12 protein-coding genes and 6 tRNA genes are annotated in these 15,329 nt (G+C 53.2%); 9 read left to right on the top strand and 9 right to left on the bottom strand.

Annotated elements, in window-relative coordinates:
- The first annotated feature begins 60 nt into the window (after positions 1-60).
- Both ligA and AAIE02_RS12000 read left to right on the top strand, forming a co-directional pair.
- Positions 61-2,079 (top strand): NAD-dependent DNA ligase LigA, encoded by a 2,019-nt coding sequence (ligA, locus tag AAIE02_RS12005; RefSeq protein ID WP_498532582.1) that lies wholly within the window; start codon positions 61-63, stop codon positions 2,077-2,079.
- On the top strand, positions 2,080-2,295 hold the full coding sequence (locus AAIE02_RS12000; RefSeq protein ID WP_039295779.1) for a DUF3820 family protein: 216 nt from the start codon (positions 2,080-2,082) through the stop codon (positions 2,293-2,295).
- On the opposite strand, the gene AAIE02_RS11995 is transcribed toward AAIE02_RS12000, so the two are convergent.
- Complete coding sequence (locus tag AAIE02_RS11995; protein ID WP_336819300.1) at positions 2,292-3,287, bottom strand: bile acid:sodium symporter family protein; 996 nt, start codon at positions 3,285-3,287, stop codon at positions 2,292-2,294. The two genes, AAIE02_RS12000 and AAIE02_RS11995, sit on opposite strands and share 4 nt — an antisense overlap.
- A 90-nt stretch (positions 3,288-3,377) precedes the next feature.
- Here AAIE02_RS11995 and AAIE02_RS11990 point away from each other — a divergent pair, with 90 nt between their 5' ends.
- On the top strand, positions 3,378-4,307 hold the full coding sequence (locus tag AAIE02_RS11990) for a LysR family transcriptional regulator (RefSeq protein WP_336982112.1): 930 nt from the start codon (positions 3,378-3,380) through the stop codon (positions 4,305-4,307).
- Here AAIE02_RS11990 and AAIE02_RS11985 read toward each other — a convergent pair.
- The 5 genes from AAIE02_RS11985 to AAIE02_RS11965 all read right to left on the bottom strand — a co-directional run bounded on the left by AAIE02_RS11985 (position 4,304) and on the right by AAIE02_RS11965 (position 5,473).
- Entirely contained in the window at positions 4,304-4,669 is a 366-nt protein-coding gene (locus AAIE02_RS11985; protein ID WP_008459602.1) for a FlxA-like family protein, read from the bottom strand. The genes AAIE02_RS11990 and AAIE02_RS11985 overlap by 4 nt on opposite strands.
- Positions 4,670-5,091: 422 nt before the next feature.
- Positions 5,092-5,167: transfer RNA gene (locus AAIE02_RS11980), tRNA-Lys, on the bottom strand.
- A gap of 2 nt (positions 5,168-5,169) precedes the next feature.
- Positions 5,170-5,245, bottom strand: a tRNA-Val gene (locus AAIE02_RS11975).
- Positions 5,246-5,278: 33 nt separating this feature from the next.
- Positions 5,279-5,354: transfer RNA gene (locus AAIE02_RS11970), tRNA-Val, on the bottom strand.
- 43 nt (positions 5,355-5,397) lie between these two features.
- Positions 5,398-5,473: transfer RNA gene (locus AAIE02_RS11965), tRNA-Val, on the bottom strand.
- A gap of 259 nt (positions 5,474-5,732) precedes the next feature.
- Here AAIE02_RS11965 and gltX point away from each other — a divergent pair.
- On the top strand, positions 5,733-7,148 hold the full coding sequence (gene gltX / locus AAIE02_RS11960; protein WP_008459604.1) for a glutamate--tRNA ligase: 1,416 nt from the start codon (positions 5,733-5,735) through the stop codon (positions 7,146-7,148).
- Positions 7,149-7,200: 52 nt separating this feature from the next.
- Here the strand turns inward: gltX and AAIE02_RS11955 are convergent, their stop codons facing one another.
- The gene (locus tag AAIE02_RS11955; RefSeq protein ID WP_008459606.1) at positions 7,201-7,557 is read right to left on the bottom strand and encodes a YfeC-like transcriptional regulator; all 357 of its coding nucleotides are present in this window, start codon (positions 7,555-7,557) and stop codon (positions 7,201-7,203) included.
- A gap of 48 nt (positions 7,558-7,605) precedes the next feature.
- Positions 7,606-7,962: a YfeC-like transcriptional regulator gene (locus AAIE02_RS11950; RefSeq protein ID WP_498532581.1), complete on the bottom strand. Its 357-nt coding sequence runs from the start codon at positions 7,960-7,962 to the stop codon at positions 7,606-7,608.
- Positions 7,963-8,192: 230 nt separating this feature from the next.
- Between AAIE02_RS11950 and AAIE02_RS11945 the strand changes: the two genes are divergently transcribed.
- The 4 genes from AAIE02_RS11945 to AAIE02_RS11930 all read left to right on the top strand — a co-directional run bounded on the left by AAIE02_RS11945 (position 8,193) and on the right by AAIE02_RS11930 (position 12,483).
- Positions 8,193-8,268, top strand: a tRNA-Ala gene (locus AAIE02_RS11945).
- 46 nt (positions 8,269-8,314) lie between these two features.
- Positions 8,315-8,390: transfer RNA gene (locus AAIE02_RS11940), tRNA-Ala, on the top strand.
- 233 nt (positions 8,391-8,623) lie between these two features.
- A complete protein-coding gene (locus AAIE02_RS11935) occupies positions 8,624-10,807 on the top strand; it encodes a sensor domain-containing phosphodiesterase (protein ID WP_336982115.1) in 2,184 nt (727 codons plus the stop codon).
- A gap of 32 nt (positions 10,808-10,839) precedes the next feature.
- Entirely contained in the window at positions 10,840-12,483 is a 1,644-nt protein-coding gene (locus tag AAIE02_RS11930) for a diguanylate cyclase (RefSeq protein ID WP_498532580.1), read from the top strand.
- Positions 12,484-12,524: 41 nt separating this feature from the next.
- On the opposite strand, the gene AAIE02_RS11925 is transcribed toward AAIE02_RS11930, so the two are convergent.
- Positions 12,525-13,712: a NupC/NupG family nucleoside CNT transporter gene (locus AAIE02_RS11925; protein ID WP_008459614.1), complete on the bottom strand. Its 1,188-nt coding sequence runs from the start codon at positions 13,710-13,712 to the stop codon at positions 12,525-12,527.
- A 345-nt stretch (positions 13,713-14,057) separates the two neighbouring features.
- Between AAIE02_RS11925 and AAIE02_RS11920 the strand changes: the two genes are divergently transcribed.
- Entirely contained in the window at positions 14,058-15,314 is a 1,257-nt protein-coding gene (locus AAIE02_RS11920) for an Nramp family divalent metal transporter (RefSeq protein ID WP_286130863.1), read from the top strand.
- Positions 15,315-15,329 lie beyond the last annotated feature (15 nt).

Genomic DNA, 15,329 nt, shown 5'->3' with positions numbered 1-15,329 from the left:
GCCTGAATCTTCCCCCTAAACCCCCGCCTGTCGGGGGTTTTTTATCATTGATGGTGCGATATGGACTCAATCGAACAACAACTTAACCACCTGCGAACCACGCTTCGCCATCATGAATATCTGTACCATGTGCAGGATAATCCCGAAATTCCCGATGCGGAATACGACAGGCTGATGCGCGAACTCCGTGCGCTTGAAGAAACGCATCCGGAATTGATTACCCAGGATTCACCGACCCAGCGTGTCGGTGCTGCGCCGCTGAGCGAGTTCACCCAGGTACGCCATGAAGTGCCGATGCTGTCCCTCGATAACGTTTTCGATGAAGCAAGCTACCTAGCGTTCAACAAACGCGTGCTGGACAGGCTCAAAAGCAGCGATGCTTTGACGTTTTGCTGTGAACTAAAACTGGATGGTCTGGCGGTAAGCCTGCTGTATGAAGACGGTGTTCTTGTGCGGGCCGCGACACGCGGTGACGGCACAACTGGTGAAAATATCACGTCTAACGTCCGAACCATTCGCGCGATACCGCTTAAACTCCACGGAGACAATATTCCTCGTCGCCTTGAGGTGCGTGGAGAAGTTTTCTTGCCGCAGGCAGGATTCGAAAAAATCAACGAAGAAGCTCGCCGTACTGGCGGGAAAGTGTTTGCCAACCCTCGCAATGCGGCGGCAGGCTCGCTGCGCCAGTTAGATCCGCGCATTACCGCTAAACGCCCGCTGACCTTCTTCTGCTACGGTGTTGGGCTGCTCGAAGGCGGTGAGCTGCCAGGCAGCCACATGGCGCGTTTGCAACAGTTTAAGGCCTGGGGATTGCCGGTCAGCGACCGCATCCGTCTGTGCAGCACGCCGGAGGAAGTGCTGGCGTTTTATCATCAGGTAGAGGCCGATCGTCCAACGCTGGGCTTTGATATTGACGGCGTGGTTATCAAAGTTGACTCGCTTGCGCTGCAGGAAACGCTGGGCTTTGTGGCGAGAGCGCCGCGCTGGGCCGTTGCGTTTAAGTTTCCGGCGCAGGAACAGATGACCACCGTGCGAGACGTGGAGTTCCAGGTAGGGCGTACCGGCGCAATTACGCCCGTCGCTCGTCTGGAACCGGTGCAGGTTGCTGGGGTACTGGTAAGCAACGCGACGTTGCACAATGCCGATGAGATAGAGCGTCTTGGCCTGCGCATTGGTGACAGAGTTGTGATCCGTCGCGCTGGGGATGTTATCCCACAGGTTGTTGGCGTGGTGGAGTCTGAACGCCCGGAAGACACTCAGGCAATCGTCTTCCCAACGCAGTGCCCGGTTTGCGGTTCAGACGTTGAGCGTGTGGAAGGCGAAGCTGTTGCCCGCTGTACCGGGGGCCTGATTTGTGGTGCCCAACGCAAAGAGGCGCTGAAGCACTTTGTGTCCCGCCGTGCGATGGACGTTGACGGCATGGGCGACAAAATCATCGATCAACTGGTGGAGAAAGAGTACGTTCACACGCCAGCCGATCTGTTCAAACTGACGGCGGGTAAGCTTACCGGGCTGGATCGCATGGGGCCTAAATCGGCACAAAACGTTGTGGATGCGCTGGAAAAAGCCAAAGAGACAACTTTTGCTCGCTTCCTGTATGCCTTAGGTATTCGTGAAGTCGGAGAAGCCACCGCCGCAGGGCTGGCCGCGCACTTCGGCACGCTGGATGCGCTTATCTCGGCCAGCATTGAGGAGCTGCAAAAAGTGCCGGATGTCGGCATTGTTGTGGCGACGCATACCTTTAACTTCTTTGCCGAAGAGAGCAACCGGGATGTTATCCGTCAGCTTACCGAAGAGGCCGAGGTCCATTGGCCTGCGCCTGTGGTCGTCAAAGCGGAAGAGATCGACAGCCCGTTTGCCGGGAAGACCGTGGTGCTCACCGGCTCGCTGAGCATTCTTTCCCGTGACGAAGCCAAAGACCGGCTGACCGCGCTCGGTGCAAAAGTGGCCGGAAGCGTGTCGAAAAAAACCGATCTGGTCATAGCCGGGGAAGCGGCCGGCTCCAAGCTTGTCAAGGCGCAGGAGCTGGGCATTCAGGTTATTGACGAAGCGGAAATGATTCGTTTACTGGGTGACTAAATGGACAAAGAACAGCTCATTGAGATAGCCAACACGGCCATGCCCTTTGGTAAATACAAAGGCCGGATGCTGATTGATTTACCGGAAGAGTATTTGCTGTGGTTTTCCCGCAAAGGGGAGTTCCCCGCGGGCCATCTCGGTGAGCTGATGGCCCTGACGCTGCTGATTAAAGTGGAAGGGCTGGACAACCTGGTCCGGCCCCTCAAGCGGCACTAGGTTCTGATGGCTGCGGCCTGTTTTTCACCGGCTGCAGCCGCTTTTCTTTGGTAACGCCGGGCCATACCGGCGCAGATCATCAGCTGGATCTGGTGGAAGATCATCAGCGGCAGCACCATCATTCCCACGGCAGCAACCGGAAATAGAATATTAGCCATCGGGATCCCGTTGGCCAGGCTCTTTTTCGATCCGCAGAAAACAATCGTAATTTCATCCGCTTTGCTAAAGCCAAAGCGCCGCGCCACAAAGATATTTACCGCTATCACAATGGCCAGCAGCACGAGGCTGGAAGCTACGATAAACAGCAGCGAACCCGCGCCAACCTTATGCCAGATGCCGTGCGTCACGGCTTCACTAAAGGCGGAATAGACCACCAGAAGAATCGAAGTCTGGTCAGTTTTGCCGATCCATTTCTTGTTTTTTGCCACCCAGGCACCAATCCAGGGCCGCATCAGATGCCCGGCCACGAACGGCACCAGGAGTTGTAGCATAATGCTGCCCACCTGATGCAGGCTGCCGCTTGCACCCTGAACGTGCATCACCAGGCCAACCAGCAATGGCGAAAGAAAAATGCCCAGCAGGCTTGATGCCGAGGCTGAACAAATAGCCGCCGCGACGTTGCCCCCGGCAATAGAGGTAAAAGCGATGGCCGATTGTACCGTGGCGGGCAAAATACAAAGATAAAGGAACCCGCTGTAAAGTTCGGGGCTGACATTGACCGGTTTCCACCAGCTAAATAACACGCCAAGCACCGGGAACAGGACGAATGTGCTGCACATTACCCACAGATGAAGCCGCCAGTGGCCGCCGCCGGAGATCACCGCCTCGCGAGACAGTTTGGCGCCATGCATAAAGAACAATAAGGCGATGGCGGCGGTGGTCAGCCCCTCGAAGAAACCGACAAAACTGCCTTGTGCCGGGAAGAAAGAGGCCAGCAGGACGGTACAAACCAGCGTTAACGTAAAGGGGTCGACAATGCGGAGCAATTTCATAGCCATTCCTCAAAGGTGAAGGGCGCTATTGTGTTTCTGCTAATTTCAGAAATAAAATTGATTTATTAAATGCATTGATGAAGAAAATAGATGAATTATTCCCTGCGTCAGCTTCGCGTGTTCGTGGCCGTAGCCCATGCCGGCAGTTTCAGTCGGGCAGGGGAGAGTATTGGTCTTAGCCAGTCAGCCGTAAGCCACAGCCTGAAGGAGCTGGAAGCCGAGCTGGGCGTGAAGCTGCTTGACCGTACTACCAGGGAAGTGGTGCTTACGCCTGCGGGAGAGTTGCTGGCTCCTCGCCTTGAGCGGCTGCTGGAAGAGCTGACCACAACGTTGCTGGATGCTCGCGTGGTTGGGCATCAGCTTAGCGGCACGGTTCGCGTGGCCGCCAGCCAGACGCTATCCGCGCACCTGATGCCGCAATCTATCGCTGCCAGCGCGGAGACTTATCCGAATATTCGATTTATGCTGCATGATGCTTCCCAGCAGTGGGTTTTGCAGAGTATCCGCCAGGGCGAAGTTGATTTTGGCGTAGTTATCGATCCGGTTCAGGCTAGCGATCTGGAGTGTGAAACGGTGTTGTCTGAGCCTTTTCTGCTGCTGTGCCGCAGCGATCATCCGTTTGCTAAAGTGGAACAGGTTGACTGGCTGGCGCTACAGGGGCAAAAGCTGGTGCTGCAAGATTATGCCTCGGGCAGCCGCCCGTTGATTGATGAGGCTTTTGTCCGGCAGGGGATAGAGGTGAGCGTTGTTCAGCAGATTGGGCACCCCGCAACGCTGTACCCGATGGTAGAAGCTGGGATTGGTTTAAGCGTGTTGCCCGCGTTGGCGCTGCCTTTGCCACAAGGGAGACCGCTGGTGGTGAAGCGGTTAACGCCGGTCATAAACCGACAGCTGATGCTGGTCAGGCGAAAGAACCGATCGCTTTCCCGTGCGGCGGAAGCTATCTGGCAGGAGGTGCGGGAACAGGCCAGGCTGTTAACCCTGGCCCGGATTGGCGACCCGCTATTTATGGACGACTAGATATAAATATCAATCTGGTGATCGTCGGAAGGTTTGTTCACGCCGGTGGCCTTGATCTGCTGCTGTTCCTGCTTCTGCTGGGCTTCCTCAGCCTGCTTGCGCTGAAGCTGAGCCAGCTGGGCCTGCAGCATTTTAATCTCGGTCTGAAGTAACTCGACCTGTTTCTTTTTCTCTTCAGCTGGACGATCCGGCGTGCTGGAGACTTCTCTCAGTTTCTCCGTCAGCTGGGTAATTTTTTTGCTGATTTGGGCAATCTGCGAGGCTGTGCTGTTATCAGTGCCGCCGGAGGCAGAAGAGGACCCGGTAGCTGTGCCGGTGGTCAGCTGAGAGCCCTGAAGAGCATTACTGGATATTGTAGTCATCATAACTCCTTTGATGGAATGGTAAGGGAGTTATCGGCCTGGCGGCGAGGAAGTTGATAATTTTTTGATGATGGGATTCTCAGATACCGCAGATAGCAAAAAGGCGCCTTTAGGGCGCCTTTCCACATTGGTGGGTCGTGCAGGATGGTATTGCCCTTCGGGCTCGTCGCAAGCGACGCGCAAAATCAAAAGCGATTTTGTCGAACCTGCAGCAGGCTCGAACCCTGCCCGAATCACAGATAGCAAAAAGGCGCCTTTAGGGCGCCTTTCTACATTGGTGGGTCGTGCAGGATGGTATTGCCCTTCGGGCTCGTCGCAAGCGACGCGCAAAATCAAAAGCGATTTTGTCGAACCTGCTGCAGGCTCGAACCCTGCCCGAATCGCAGATAGCAAAAAGGCGCCTTTAGGGCGCCTTTCCACATTGGTGGGTCGTGCAGGATTCGAACCTGCGACCAATTGATTAAAAGTCAACTGCTCTACCAACTGAGCTAACGACCCGATGGTGGGTGATGACGGGCTCGAACCGCCGACCCCCTCCGTGTAAAGGAGGTGCTCTACCAACTGAGCTAATCACCCAAACTTCGGTACTGCTAATTTCATAAGAGGAGATGGTGGGTGATGACGGGCTCGAACCGCCGACCCCCTCCGTGTAAAGGAGATGCTCTACCAACTGAGCTAATCACCCATCTCTAAATCTCTTACTTCACATTCCGGGTCACTCTAAAGAGTGGTGGGTGATGACGGGCTCGAACCGCCGACCCCCTCCGTGTAAAGGAGATGCTCTACCAACTGAGCTAATCACCCCCGGTTTGTGGAGTCGCATTATAGGGACAGTTGAAAATGAGTCAACGCATTTTCTAAAGTTTTTATTCGTTCGTCTTAAAATTAAACGATGCGATCAAGAAACAGGCATTGGCGTTTGATTTATCATCAAATTCTCTGCTTTACCGCTATCTACAGGCATCAACATTGAGGAATTAGCGCACAGTGATAGAATGTTGCCTGTTAATTTTCCCTGGCAATTGCCGCTTTGCCGGCAAATATGTGTAACTAAGGCCGTTTAATGAAAATCAAAACTCGCTTTGCGCCAAGCCCAACAGGCTATCTGCACGTTGGCGGTGCCCGTACTGCTCTCTACTCCTGGCTGTTTGCTCGTCATAACAAAGGCGAGTTCGTGCTGCGTATAGAAGACACCGACCTCGAGCGTTCAACCCCGGAAGCCATCGAAGCGATTATGGACGGGATGAACTGGCTGAGCCTGCAGTGGGATGAGGGCCCGTACTATCAGACCAAGCGTTTTGATCGTTACAACCAGGCCATCGACGAAATGCTTGCTGCGGGCACGGCGTATAAGTGCTATTGCTCTAAAGAGCGCCTTGAGGCATTGCGTGAAGAGCAAATGGCCAATAACGAGAAACCTCGTTATGACGGTCGCTGCCGCCATAGCCATGAGCATCATGCTGATGACGAACCGTGCGTTGTGCGTTTCGCCAACCCGCAGGAAGGTTCCGTCATCTTTGATGATCAGATCCGTGGCCCGATCGAATTCAGTAACCAGGAACTGGACGACCTGATCATTCGCCGTACCGATGGTTCCCCAACTTACAACTTCTGCGTAGTGGTGGACGACTGGGATATGGAGATCACCCACGTGATCCGTGGTGAAGACCATATCAACAACACGCCGCGCCAGATCAACATCCTGAAGGCGCTGAACGCGCCGGTTCCGCTTTATGCCCACGTTTCTATGATCAACGGCGACGACGGTAAAAAACTGTCCAAGCGTCACGGGGCGGTGAGCGTGATGCAGTACCGCGACGACGGCTATCTGCCGGAAGCGCTGCTCAATTATCTGGTGCGTCTGGGCTGGTCCCACGGTGACCAGGAAATCTTCTCTCGCGAAGAGATGATTGAGATGTTCAGCCTGAACGCGGTAAGCAAGTCTGCCAGCGCCTTCAATACTGAAAAGCTGCAGTGGCTGAACCACCATTACATCAATACGCTGGAGCCAGAGTACGTGGCAACGCACCTGCAATGGCACATCGAGCAGGAAAATATTGATACCCGTAACGGCCCGCAGCTGTCTGAGCTGGTGAAACTGCTGGGCGAACGCTGTAAAACCCTGAAAGAGATGGCGCAGACCTGCCGCTACTTCTACGAAGATTTCAGCGAGTTTGATGCCGATGCGGCGAAGAAACACCTGCGTCCGGTAGCGCGTCAGCCGCTGGAAGTGGTGCGAGACAAGCTGGCAGCGCTGAGCGACTGGACTGCAGAAAACGTTCATCACGCTATACAGGCTACTGCTGATGAGCTGGAAGTTGGGATGGGGAAAGTGGGGATGCCGCTGCGTGTCGCCGTGACCGGGGCTGGTCAGTCTCCTGGCCTTGATGTCACCGTGCATGCCATTGGCAAACAGCGCTCCGTGGCGCGCATTAATAAAGCGCTCGATTTCATCAGCGAGCGTGAAGCTCAGCAGTAAACATCGCAAATGTAGATGCAAAAAGCCGGTGCTCAGTCACCGGCTTTTTTATTTACTTATTCTTTTGAATTCCGAGTCGCTTGAGCAAACCTTCGCTGCCTTCACTCTCAAGGATCTCGGTCATTTTATGCTGTTCTTCTTCGGATAAGGTACGCAGGGTGTTTAGCATCAGCTGTTCCAGCGGCGTTCGAAGGACGCTATAAGATGCCACTCTCTCACTCATTTTGCTGGTGTTGGAGAGAAACGTTTTCACCGGCTCGGAGATATAAACAAATCTTGCTTTACCACCCGGTACGCCTCGTTTTTTACTGGTTTCCCAGTTATGTTTTAGTACCCATTTATTAATTGTCTGGCGGGTGTAACCCGTCATCTCCGCCAGTTCATCGGCGGTCATTTTTTCCTTGAACATCAGTAATCCTTTATTTTTCCTGACGCCGACAGGACAATAGCCGGGCAATTATTCGTTATCGCTGATCCCCAACCGCGCAAGTAAACCGGCAATCCCGTCCCGCAGCAGCATGGCAGACATCTTTTTCTGTTCGCTGTCGGACATTTGCTGCACTGAGTTGAGCAGTAGATTTTCCAGGGTGGCGTCCGTTGTGCTGTAGCGGGCTGTATTTTCCGTCACTCGTCGGGTGCTATTGATAAATTCCCTGACCTGCTCATCTATATGGATAAGCCTCGCTTTTCCTCCCTGAACGCCGGGTTTAGGTGAGGTCTCCCAATTTTCTTTACGCACCCACTTATTGATGGTCTGGCGGCTGTAGCCGGTCATCACGGCCAGTTCTTCTGGTGTCATTCTTTCCTTGAGCACAGTGATTCCTTTTCATTGCGACCGAAACGGCTTTATTAGTGGTTCATTTTATTGAACTGACTAACGCTAAACTGTGACAGAATTAACTACAACGGGATGATATGCAACCGAGAATTGCCGAAGGCGATGGCTTTTTAGGCGATTGATCGCGGAAGAACAAATTGCCGTTGACACGCTATGTGGGGTTTCATATTATGCCGCCCGTCAACACGACAAGGTCTTTACGGTTTGGGGCTATAGCTCAGCTGGGAGAGCGCTTGCATGGCATGCAAGAGGTCAGCGGTTCGATCCCGCTTAGCTCCACCAAATCTTCACCAGCAGATTTGGTACCGTAAAATCAGCACCTGTCAGTGGGGCTATAGCTCAGCTGGGAGAGCGCTTGCATGGCATGCAAGAGGTCAGCGGTTCGATCCCGCTTAGCTCCACCAAAATTTGAACCCTCGCTTCGGCGGGGGTTTTTGTTTTTCAGACTCCAACACACCTGCTTTTGGCTACCCTCGGTAAAAAAACCTCAACTTATGTCCGCTTGTTCTATTATTTCTGCTGTAGGGTAAGTTCTGCTTTTGTGCAGGCCTGAAACTTGATTCGCTCAATAAATAAACGTAACCTTGCCAGCGAAAAACCCTTTTTAAGCAATCACATAAAATTAACACCAGGGCCTATGATTATTTACAAGATGATAAAAAAAATAGCGGTTTCCCTGGCGCTGTGTTTACTTCTCATTCCCTTTTCTCGTTATATTTCACCGACAACCGTTGTTGATGGACATAAAACCTACCTCGCCTATCTGCCGCTCAGCTTTATAATGGCAATGATTATTATTTATGGCCGGTCTGCGATTATTCCGCTCACGCTAGGGTCGCTGGTTGTTTACAGCTGGCTGCTTGATTTAGCCGTTGTGCCGCTGGTTGCTTTTATTTTCTGTCTGCTATTCCCCTTATTGATTGCCAGTTTAATTACCCGCCACTACGTGGGCCGTCGCTGGCGTTTTGGGCTGCCCAATAAAGGCATGGGGCAGCGTATTTTTTGGCTTGGTTTTGTCGCCCCGTTTACCATCAAACTGCTGATGTACCTCACAGGCAATGTGATTGAGTACCCACCAGAACTGGCGCCATTCTTTGGTGGCGGTTCCGTTATCTACATGATTGTTGATGTGCTGAACCTTGTCGTGGCCTCGCTCATCTTTACAACGCTTTTCTATTACCCGCTGCGTATGCTGTTGAACCCGCATTTTGCGGTCGGTTTCTGGCGGCGCTGTGTCCGGCACTACAGGCAGGATAAAAACCGTTTCTATACGCCGATTTGGCTGGTTGTCTGGATGGCGTATTTGCTGCTGATGTGTTCGCCGTGGCATAGTGAACTGATTGCCGGCTATCTGGTTCCGCTGGTCTTTGTGCTGCTTACCCTGGGGATCCGTCGCCTTGGTGCGAGGCCTGTTTCTCTGTTGTGGGGGATTTCGGCATGGGTATTATTGAGTTACAACACGGGTTTTTTGCAGGGCGTAAATACGCAATATGCTCTTTCCTTTATTCTGTCAGTCTTTATCTCCTTTACCGTATGTCTGTTGTATATGGCCACTTCATACCATAAAAATGAATGGATGAAGCGGGTTTATCATCTCCAGGCGCAGACAGATCCATTAACGCAATTACCTAATTTACGCGCGCTTGAAGAACATATTCAGACCTTTCAAACCGGTGCACTTTGCTGCCTGAGAATGGCGAACTTTGAGTTTCTTAGCCGACATTACGGCATGATGATGCGTGTTTACTGCAAGAAAACCATTGCCAGAGAATTACAACCCTGGCTGCTGGAAGGGGAAAAAATATTTCAGCTGCCGGGCAGTGAGCTGCTTCTGTTTTTACGGGAAGGCGAAACAGAAGCCCGGCTTACCTATTTTGTTGAACACCTGAATAATAAGAAAATCCCCTGGCACAATGTTACCCTTGAAATTGAATATGGGGCTTCCTGGGGCATTGTGGATTCACCGAAAGAGCTGCAGCGCATGCTCGGGCAATTAAGCTATCTGGCTGAAAAAGCCAGCGACACGCAGCGCGTACTTGGCCTTGATGCCAGGCTGCAGGCGGTCTCCGGGCAAACAACCGAGCGGGTGCTGCTGCTGCAAAAGATTAAGCAGGCAATAGACGAAGAAGCCTTTCAGCTCTACGCGCAGCCCATTGTCGACTGCGAAGGGAAGGGCTATCACGAAATCCTCAGCCGCCTGGTGATTGATGGGCAGCACATCACCCCGGATAAATTTATTCCGATTGTTGCCGAATTTAACCTCAGCACCCGTTTTGACATGATGGTGATGAAGATGCTGCTGACCTGGCTTGCAAAGCACCCAGGCAACGTGCAGCAGACGCGCTTTTCGGTCAATCTGATGCCGCTCACGCTAATGCAAAAAGAGATTGCCCAGCAGATTATTGCCCAGTTTGACGTTTACAAGGTGCCGACCAGCGCGGTCGTCATTGAAGTGACGGAAGAGCAGGCATTTTCAAACTCAGAAACCTCTAACCAAAATATTGCCCTGCTGCGTGAGAAAGGTTTTAAGATTGCTATTGATGACTTTGGAACAGGCTACGCTAACTATGAGCGCCTGAAGAAGCTGCAGGCGGATATCATTAAGATAGATGGTTGCTTTGTCCGCGATATCACCGGCGATGTGATGGATAAGCTTATCGTGAAGTCCATTTGCGAACTGGCGGCGGCCAGAGAGCTCAGCGTCGTCGCAGAGTATGTCGAAACGGAAGAGCAGCGCGACATCCTGCTGCAGCTTGGCGTCCAATACCTGCAGGGGTATCTGGTGGGGAGACCCAAGCCTTTGCAGCAGCTTAAGCACTGACGCTCTCCTTTGCACCCTAAAAAGGAATCACCGTGAGCACGTCGCTGATTAGCCATATTCGTCTGCCGATGGTAAAAACACTGCGCATCACCCATGTGTGCTTTCTGTCGCTCTTTTTGCTGATCACCTTTCTTTTCTGGCAGCAGGGGGCGCTGTTCAACCACGGCTATCGCACCAGCCAGCTTAGCCACCTCGAAAGCGTGATCGCCAGGCTTGAAAGCAAATCTGAATATCAGATGGACAACCTGCGCTATCTCCGCCGCATGTTCATTGAAACGCTGAATGAGCCGCAGTTCACGCCGATCTCGCAGCTGGCTTCCCGGGCCAGCAATAAAGAGACGCTGTCGCCGCTGCATATCCAGAGCCTGCCGATCCCCGATAGCGTGCAACCTTTTAAAAACAAGCCGAAAGAAGAAAGGGAAAAACTCACGCAGCGGGAATATCAGGCCCTGCGCGACATTCAGGATCTCTTTCCGCTGGCAGGCGGGAGCAACCGTCTCTCTTCGAACATTTATTACATGTCGCGCTCCGGGGCATTTATTGCGTCGCTCTCCCCCGATGTGAACAAACTGCTTATCGAAAGTGCTAACCCTCTGGCGATGCAGGGATCGTTTGTGCTTGGCTCTCCGCTGTTGAACCCGCGCCGCGATCCGTTCTGGACCCGGCAAAATATCGCAGATTCCGGCAAAACGCTGATTAATGGCTCTCTTCCGGTGGACTTTGACGATCGGTGGATTGGGCTGTTTGGTATCGCGGTCACCACCGAAACGCTTCGGCTGTTTCTCTCCAGCGCTTTGCCGGAGGAAACGCAAAGCGCCTATCTGCTTTTTGATGAGCAGATGAACCCGCTGACTCGCCCCGTTGGCTCGCAGAATGGCTATCGCCTCAGCGAGAAGCAGCGACAGGCAATTCTTGAAAAGTTGGTCGATGAATCCCGGGGCACCTTACGTTTTGGCTATGCTTATGCCACTTTCGGCCATGTCACGGGGACGGGGGCAATCCTTGTCAGCGTCCAGACCATCCGGCAGGGGCTACACGAGGACTTTGGGCGTTTTAGCGTGCTGCTGGTAGTGATGTGGCTGACGGTGATTCTTATTCTGTTTGGTTCACACCGCATGATTTGCCGGCTGATTCGCAACATGGGCCATTTGCAGCAGGAAATGCACCGGCATGCGCTGCACGATGATCTGACCGGCGTTCTAAATCGCCGTGGCTTCTTTGAAACAACCGGGCGTATCAGCCCGCAGTACGTGGATTACTCTCTGATTCAGCTGGATCTCGATCATTTCAAAAAAGTGAATGACCGCTTCGGGCATCAGGTTGGCGACCGGGTGCTTATTCACGCCACGCGCTGCATCCAGCAGGCGATCCGCAGCCAGGACATTGTCGGGCGTATCGGCGGCGAAGAGTTTTGTGTCTACCTGCCTAATACCGATCTGCATGCGGCGATTGCCGTGGCGCAGCGGGTGCGCAAAATGCTGGTGAACACGCCGCTCAGGCTGGAGGACGAGTCTGAACTGCTGGTGACGGCCTCGCTGGGCGTGGCTTCCCATGAAGAAGCCCCAGACGGTGACCTGGAACACATCCAGAGTCAGGCGGATATTCGCCTGTATAGGGCGAAACAGCAGGGGAGAAACAGAGTGTGTTGGGGCGGCGAGGCTGAATCGCAGGCATAAAAAAAGCCGGTGACCAGCACCGGCTTTTTAATACGCAAAAATTAGATAACCAGCGCGGCGATAGATGCCGACAGGATACTCACCAGCGTAGAGCCGTAAACCAGCTTCAGGCCGAAGCGGGAAACCACGTTGCCTTGCTCTTCGTTCAGGCCTTTAATGGCCCCGGCGATAATACCGATAGAAGAGAAGTTAGCGAAGGAGACCAGGAACACGGACAGGATGCCTTCCGCGCGCGGCGACAGGCTGCCGGCAATCTTCTGCAGATCCATCATCGCAACGAATTCGTTAGACACCAGTTTAGTCGCCATGATACTGCCGACCTGCAGCGCTTCTGCGGACGGCACGCCCATCACCCAGGCAACCGGGTAGAAGATATAGCCCAGAATGCCCTGGAAGGAGATACCCAGCACGGCAGCGAACAGCGCGTTCAGGCCAGAAATCAGGGCGATAAAGCCGATCAGCATGGCGGCAACGATAATCGCCACTTTGAAACCTGCCAGAATGTACTCGCCGAGCATTTCGAAGAAGCTTTGACCTTCATGCAGGTTAGTCATCTGCAGATTTTCTTCTTTCTCATCCACGCGGTACGGGTTGATCAGCGATAACACGATAAAGGTACTGAACATGTTCAGTACCAGCGCGGCAACCACGTATTTTGGCTGCAGCATCGTCATGTACGCACCTACGATTGACATGGACACGGTAGACATAGCGGTCGCCGCCATGGTGTACATGCGGTTGCGCGACATCTTGCCGAGAATATCCTTATAGGCGATGAAGTTTTCTGACTGTCCCAGAATCAGCGAGCTTACGGCGTTAAAGGATTCCAGCTTACCCATACCGTTGACTTTAGAAAGCACGGTACCGATAGCGCGGATAACAATCGGCAGAATGCGAATATGCTGCAGAATACCGATCAGCGCAGAAATGAACACGATAGGGCACAGCACCTTCAGGAAGAAGAAAGCCAGGCCTTCATCGTTCATTTTGCCGAAGACAAAGTTTGTCCCTTCGTTAGCGAAACCGAGCAGTTTCTCGAACATTTCGGAGAAACCTTTTACGAAGCCCAGGCCGACGTCGGAGGTCAGGAAGAACCAGGCCAGTAACACTTCGATCACCAACAGCTGAATGACAAAGCGAATACGAATTTGCTTGCGGTTAGGGCTAACCAGCAAAGCCAGCAGCGCGACCACAGCAAGCGCTAAAACAAAGTGCAAAACGCGGGACATATTTGCTCCAAATATGAGGCAGGTTTAATTTCGTTGCACATTCTATGTAACAAGCAATAAGAAAACGAGATCAATTCCACACTATAGTGATGAGCTGTGACGGAACGCAAAAATAGTGATCCACCATACATTTCTGCTATGTTAAGTAAAGAAGCTAAAAGTTACGTTAAGATGGCTCATCGACAGTTTACACGTTGGCCAAATGTTAATCCGTTAACCGGCATCCAGATTCACTATCTCACGCCTCCTGCACATCGTTTTCAGCTATCAGAGAAATCAATTTCCCCGCACTAAATGAACTTGATAACCATTCTCATTTTGATAGCATAAAACATAGCAAAGGCTATATCTCAGAGGCAGAAGATGACAAGCAGTCGCATTGACAGCAATACCGGACGTACCGCGCGTAAGCTGCGGCTGGCGTTGATGGGGCCAGCGTTTATCGCCGCTATCGGCTACATCGACCCCGGTAACTTCGCGACCAATATCCAGGCCGGGGCGAGTTATGGCTATCAACTGCTGTGGGTGGTGGTGTGGGCAAACCTGATGGCGGCGCTGATTCAGGTACTCTCCGCCAAGCTGGGGATCGCCACCGGCAAGAACCTCGCCGAGCAAATCCGCGATCATTACCCGCGCCCGCTGGTGTGGATTTACTGGGTTCAGGCGGAAATTATTGCCATGGCGACGGACCTCGCGGAGTTTATCGGGGCGGCCATTGGCTTCAAGTTGATTCTGGGCGTCTCTTTGCTCCAGGGAGCGGTGCTGACAGGGATAGCCACTTTCCTGATTTTGATGCTGCAAAGCCGCGGGCAAAAGCCGCTGGAAAAAGTTATCGGCGGGCTGCTGCTGTTTGTGGCGGCGGCCTACATCGTTGAGCTTATTTTTTCCCAGCCGAAGGTAGCTGAGCTGGGCAAAGGGATGCTGATCCCAAGTCTGCCGACGTCCGAGGCGGTCTACCTTGCTGCTGGCGTTCTGGGCGCGACAATCATGCCGCACGTGATTTACCTGCACTCTTCTCTGACTCAGCACCTGCATGCGGGCAACCGGGCAGAGCGCTATTCCGCCACTAAATGGGACGTGGCGATAGCGATGACGATTGCCGGCTTCGTCAACCTGGCGATGATGGCCACCGCCGCAGCGGCGTTTCACTTCACCGGGCATACCGGCGTTGCCGAGCTGGAAGATGCCTATAAAACGCTGGAACCGCTGTTGAGCCATGCCGCAGCCACGATTTTCGGGCTTAGCCTGGTGGCGGCCGGTTTGTCATCCACGGTGGTGGGCACGCTTGCCGGGCAGGTGGTGATGCAGGGGTTTGTCCGTTTTTATATTCCGCTGTGGGTTCGCCGGGCGATTACCATGGCGCCGTCCTTCGTGGTCATCATGATGGGGCTCGACCCAACGCGTATTCTGGTCATGAGCCAGGTGCTGTTGAGCTTCGGGATTGCGCTGGCGCTGGTGCCGCTGCTGGTGTTTACCAGCGACAAAAAGCTGATGGGTGATTTGGTTAACGTGCGCTGGGTTAAGCTGGTTGGCTGGGCGATAGTCGCGGTGGTGGTGGCGCTCAACCTGTGGTTAATTTTTAGTACGCTGTTTGGCAACTAATCTTGCCAAAGAAAG

The organism is Cedecea sp. Ae19-4, from assembly GCF_059801165.1.
This window is presented reverse-complemented; position numbering and strand designations above follow the sequence as displayed.

What these genes read in the sequence shown, in the direction of transcription:
- ligA (WP_498532582.1), top strand. Translation starts at nt 61, where the DNA reads ATGGACTCAATCGAACAACAACTTAACCACCTGCGAACCACGCTTCGC.
- AAIE02_RS12000 (WP_039295779.1), top strand. Translation starts at nt 2,080, where the DNA reads ATGGACAAAGAACAGCTCATTGAGATAGCCAACACGGCCATGCCCTTT.
- AAIE02_RS11995 (WP_336819300.1), bottom strand. Translation starts at nt 3,287, where the DNA reads ATGAAATTGCTCCGCATTGTCGACCCCTTTACGTTAACGCTGGTTTGT.
- AAIE02_RS11990 (WP_336982112.1), top strand. Translation starts at nt 3,378, where the DNA reads ATGAATTATTCCCTGCGTCAGCTTCGCGTGTTCGTGGCCGTAGCCCAT.
- AAIE02_RS11985 (WP_008459602.1), bottom strand. Translation starts at nt 4,669, where the DNA reads ATGACTACAATATCCAGTAATGCTCTTCAGGGCTCTCAGCTGACCACC.
- gltX (WP_008459604.1), top strand. Translation starts at nt 5,733, where the DNA reads ATGAAAATCAAAACTCGCTTTGCGCCAAGCCCAACAGGCTATCTGCAC.
- AAIE02_RS11955 (WP_008459606.1), bottom strand. Translation starts at nt 7,557, where the DNA reads ATGTTCAAGGAAAAAATGACCGCCGATGAACTGGCGGAGATGACGGGT.
- AAIE02_RS11935 (WP_336982115.1), top strand. Translation starts at nt 8,624, where the DNA reads ATGATTATTTACAAGATGATAAAAAAAATAGCGGTTTCCCTGGCGCTG.
- AAIE02_RS11925 (WP_008459614.1), bottom strand. Translation starts at nt 13,712, where the DNA reads ATGTCCCGCGTTTTGCACTTTGTTTTAGCGCTTGCTGTGGTCGCGCTG.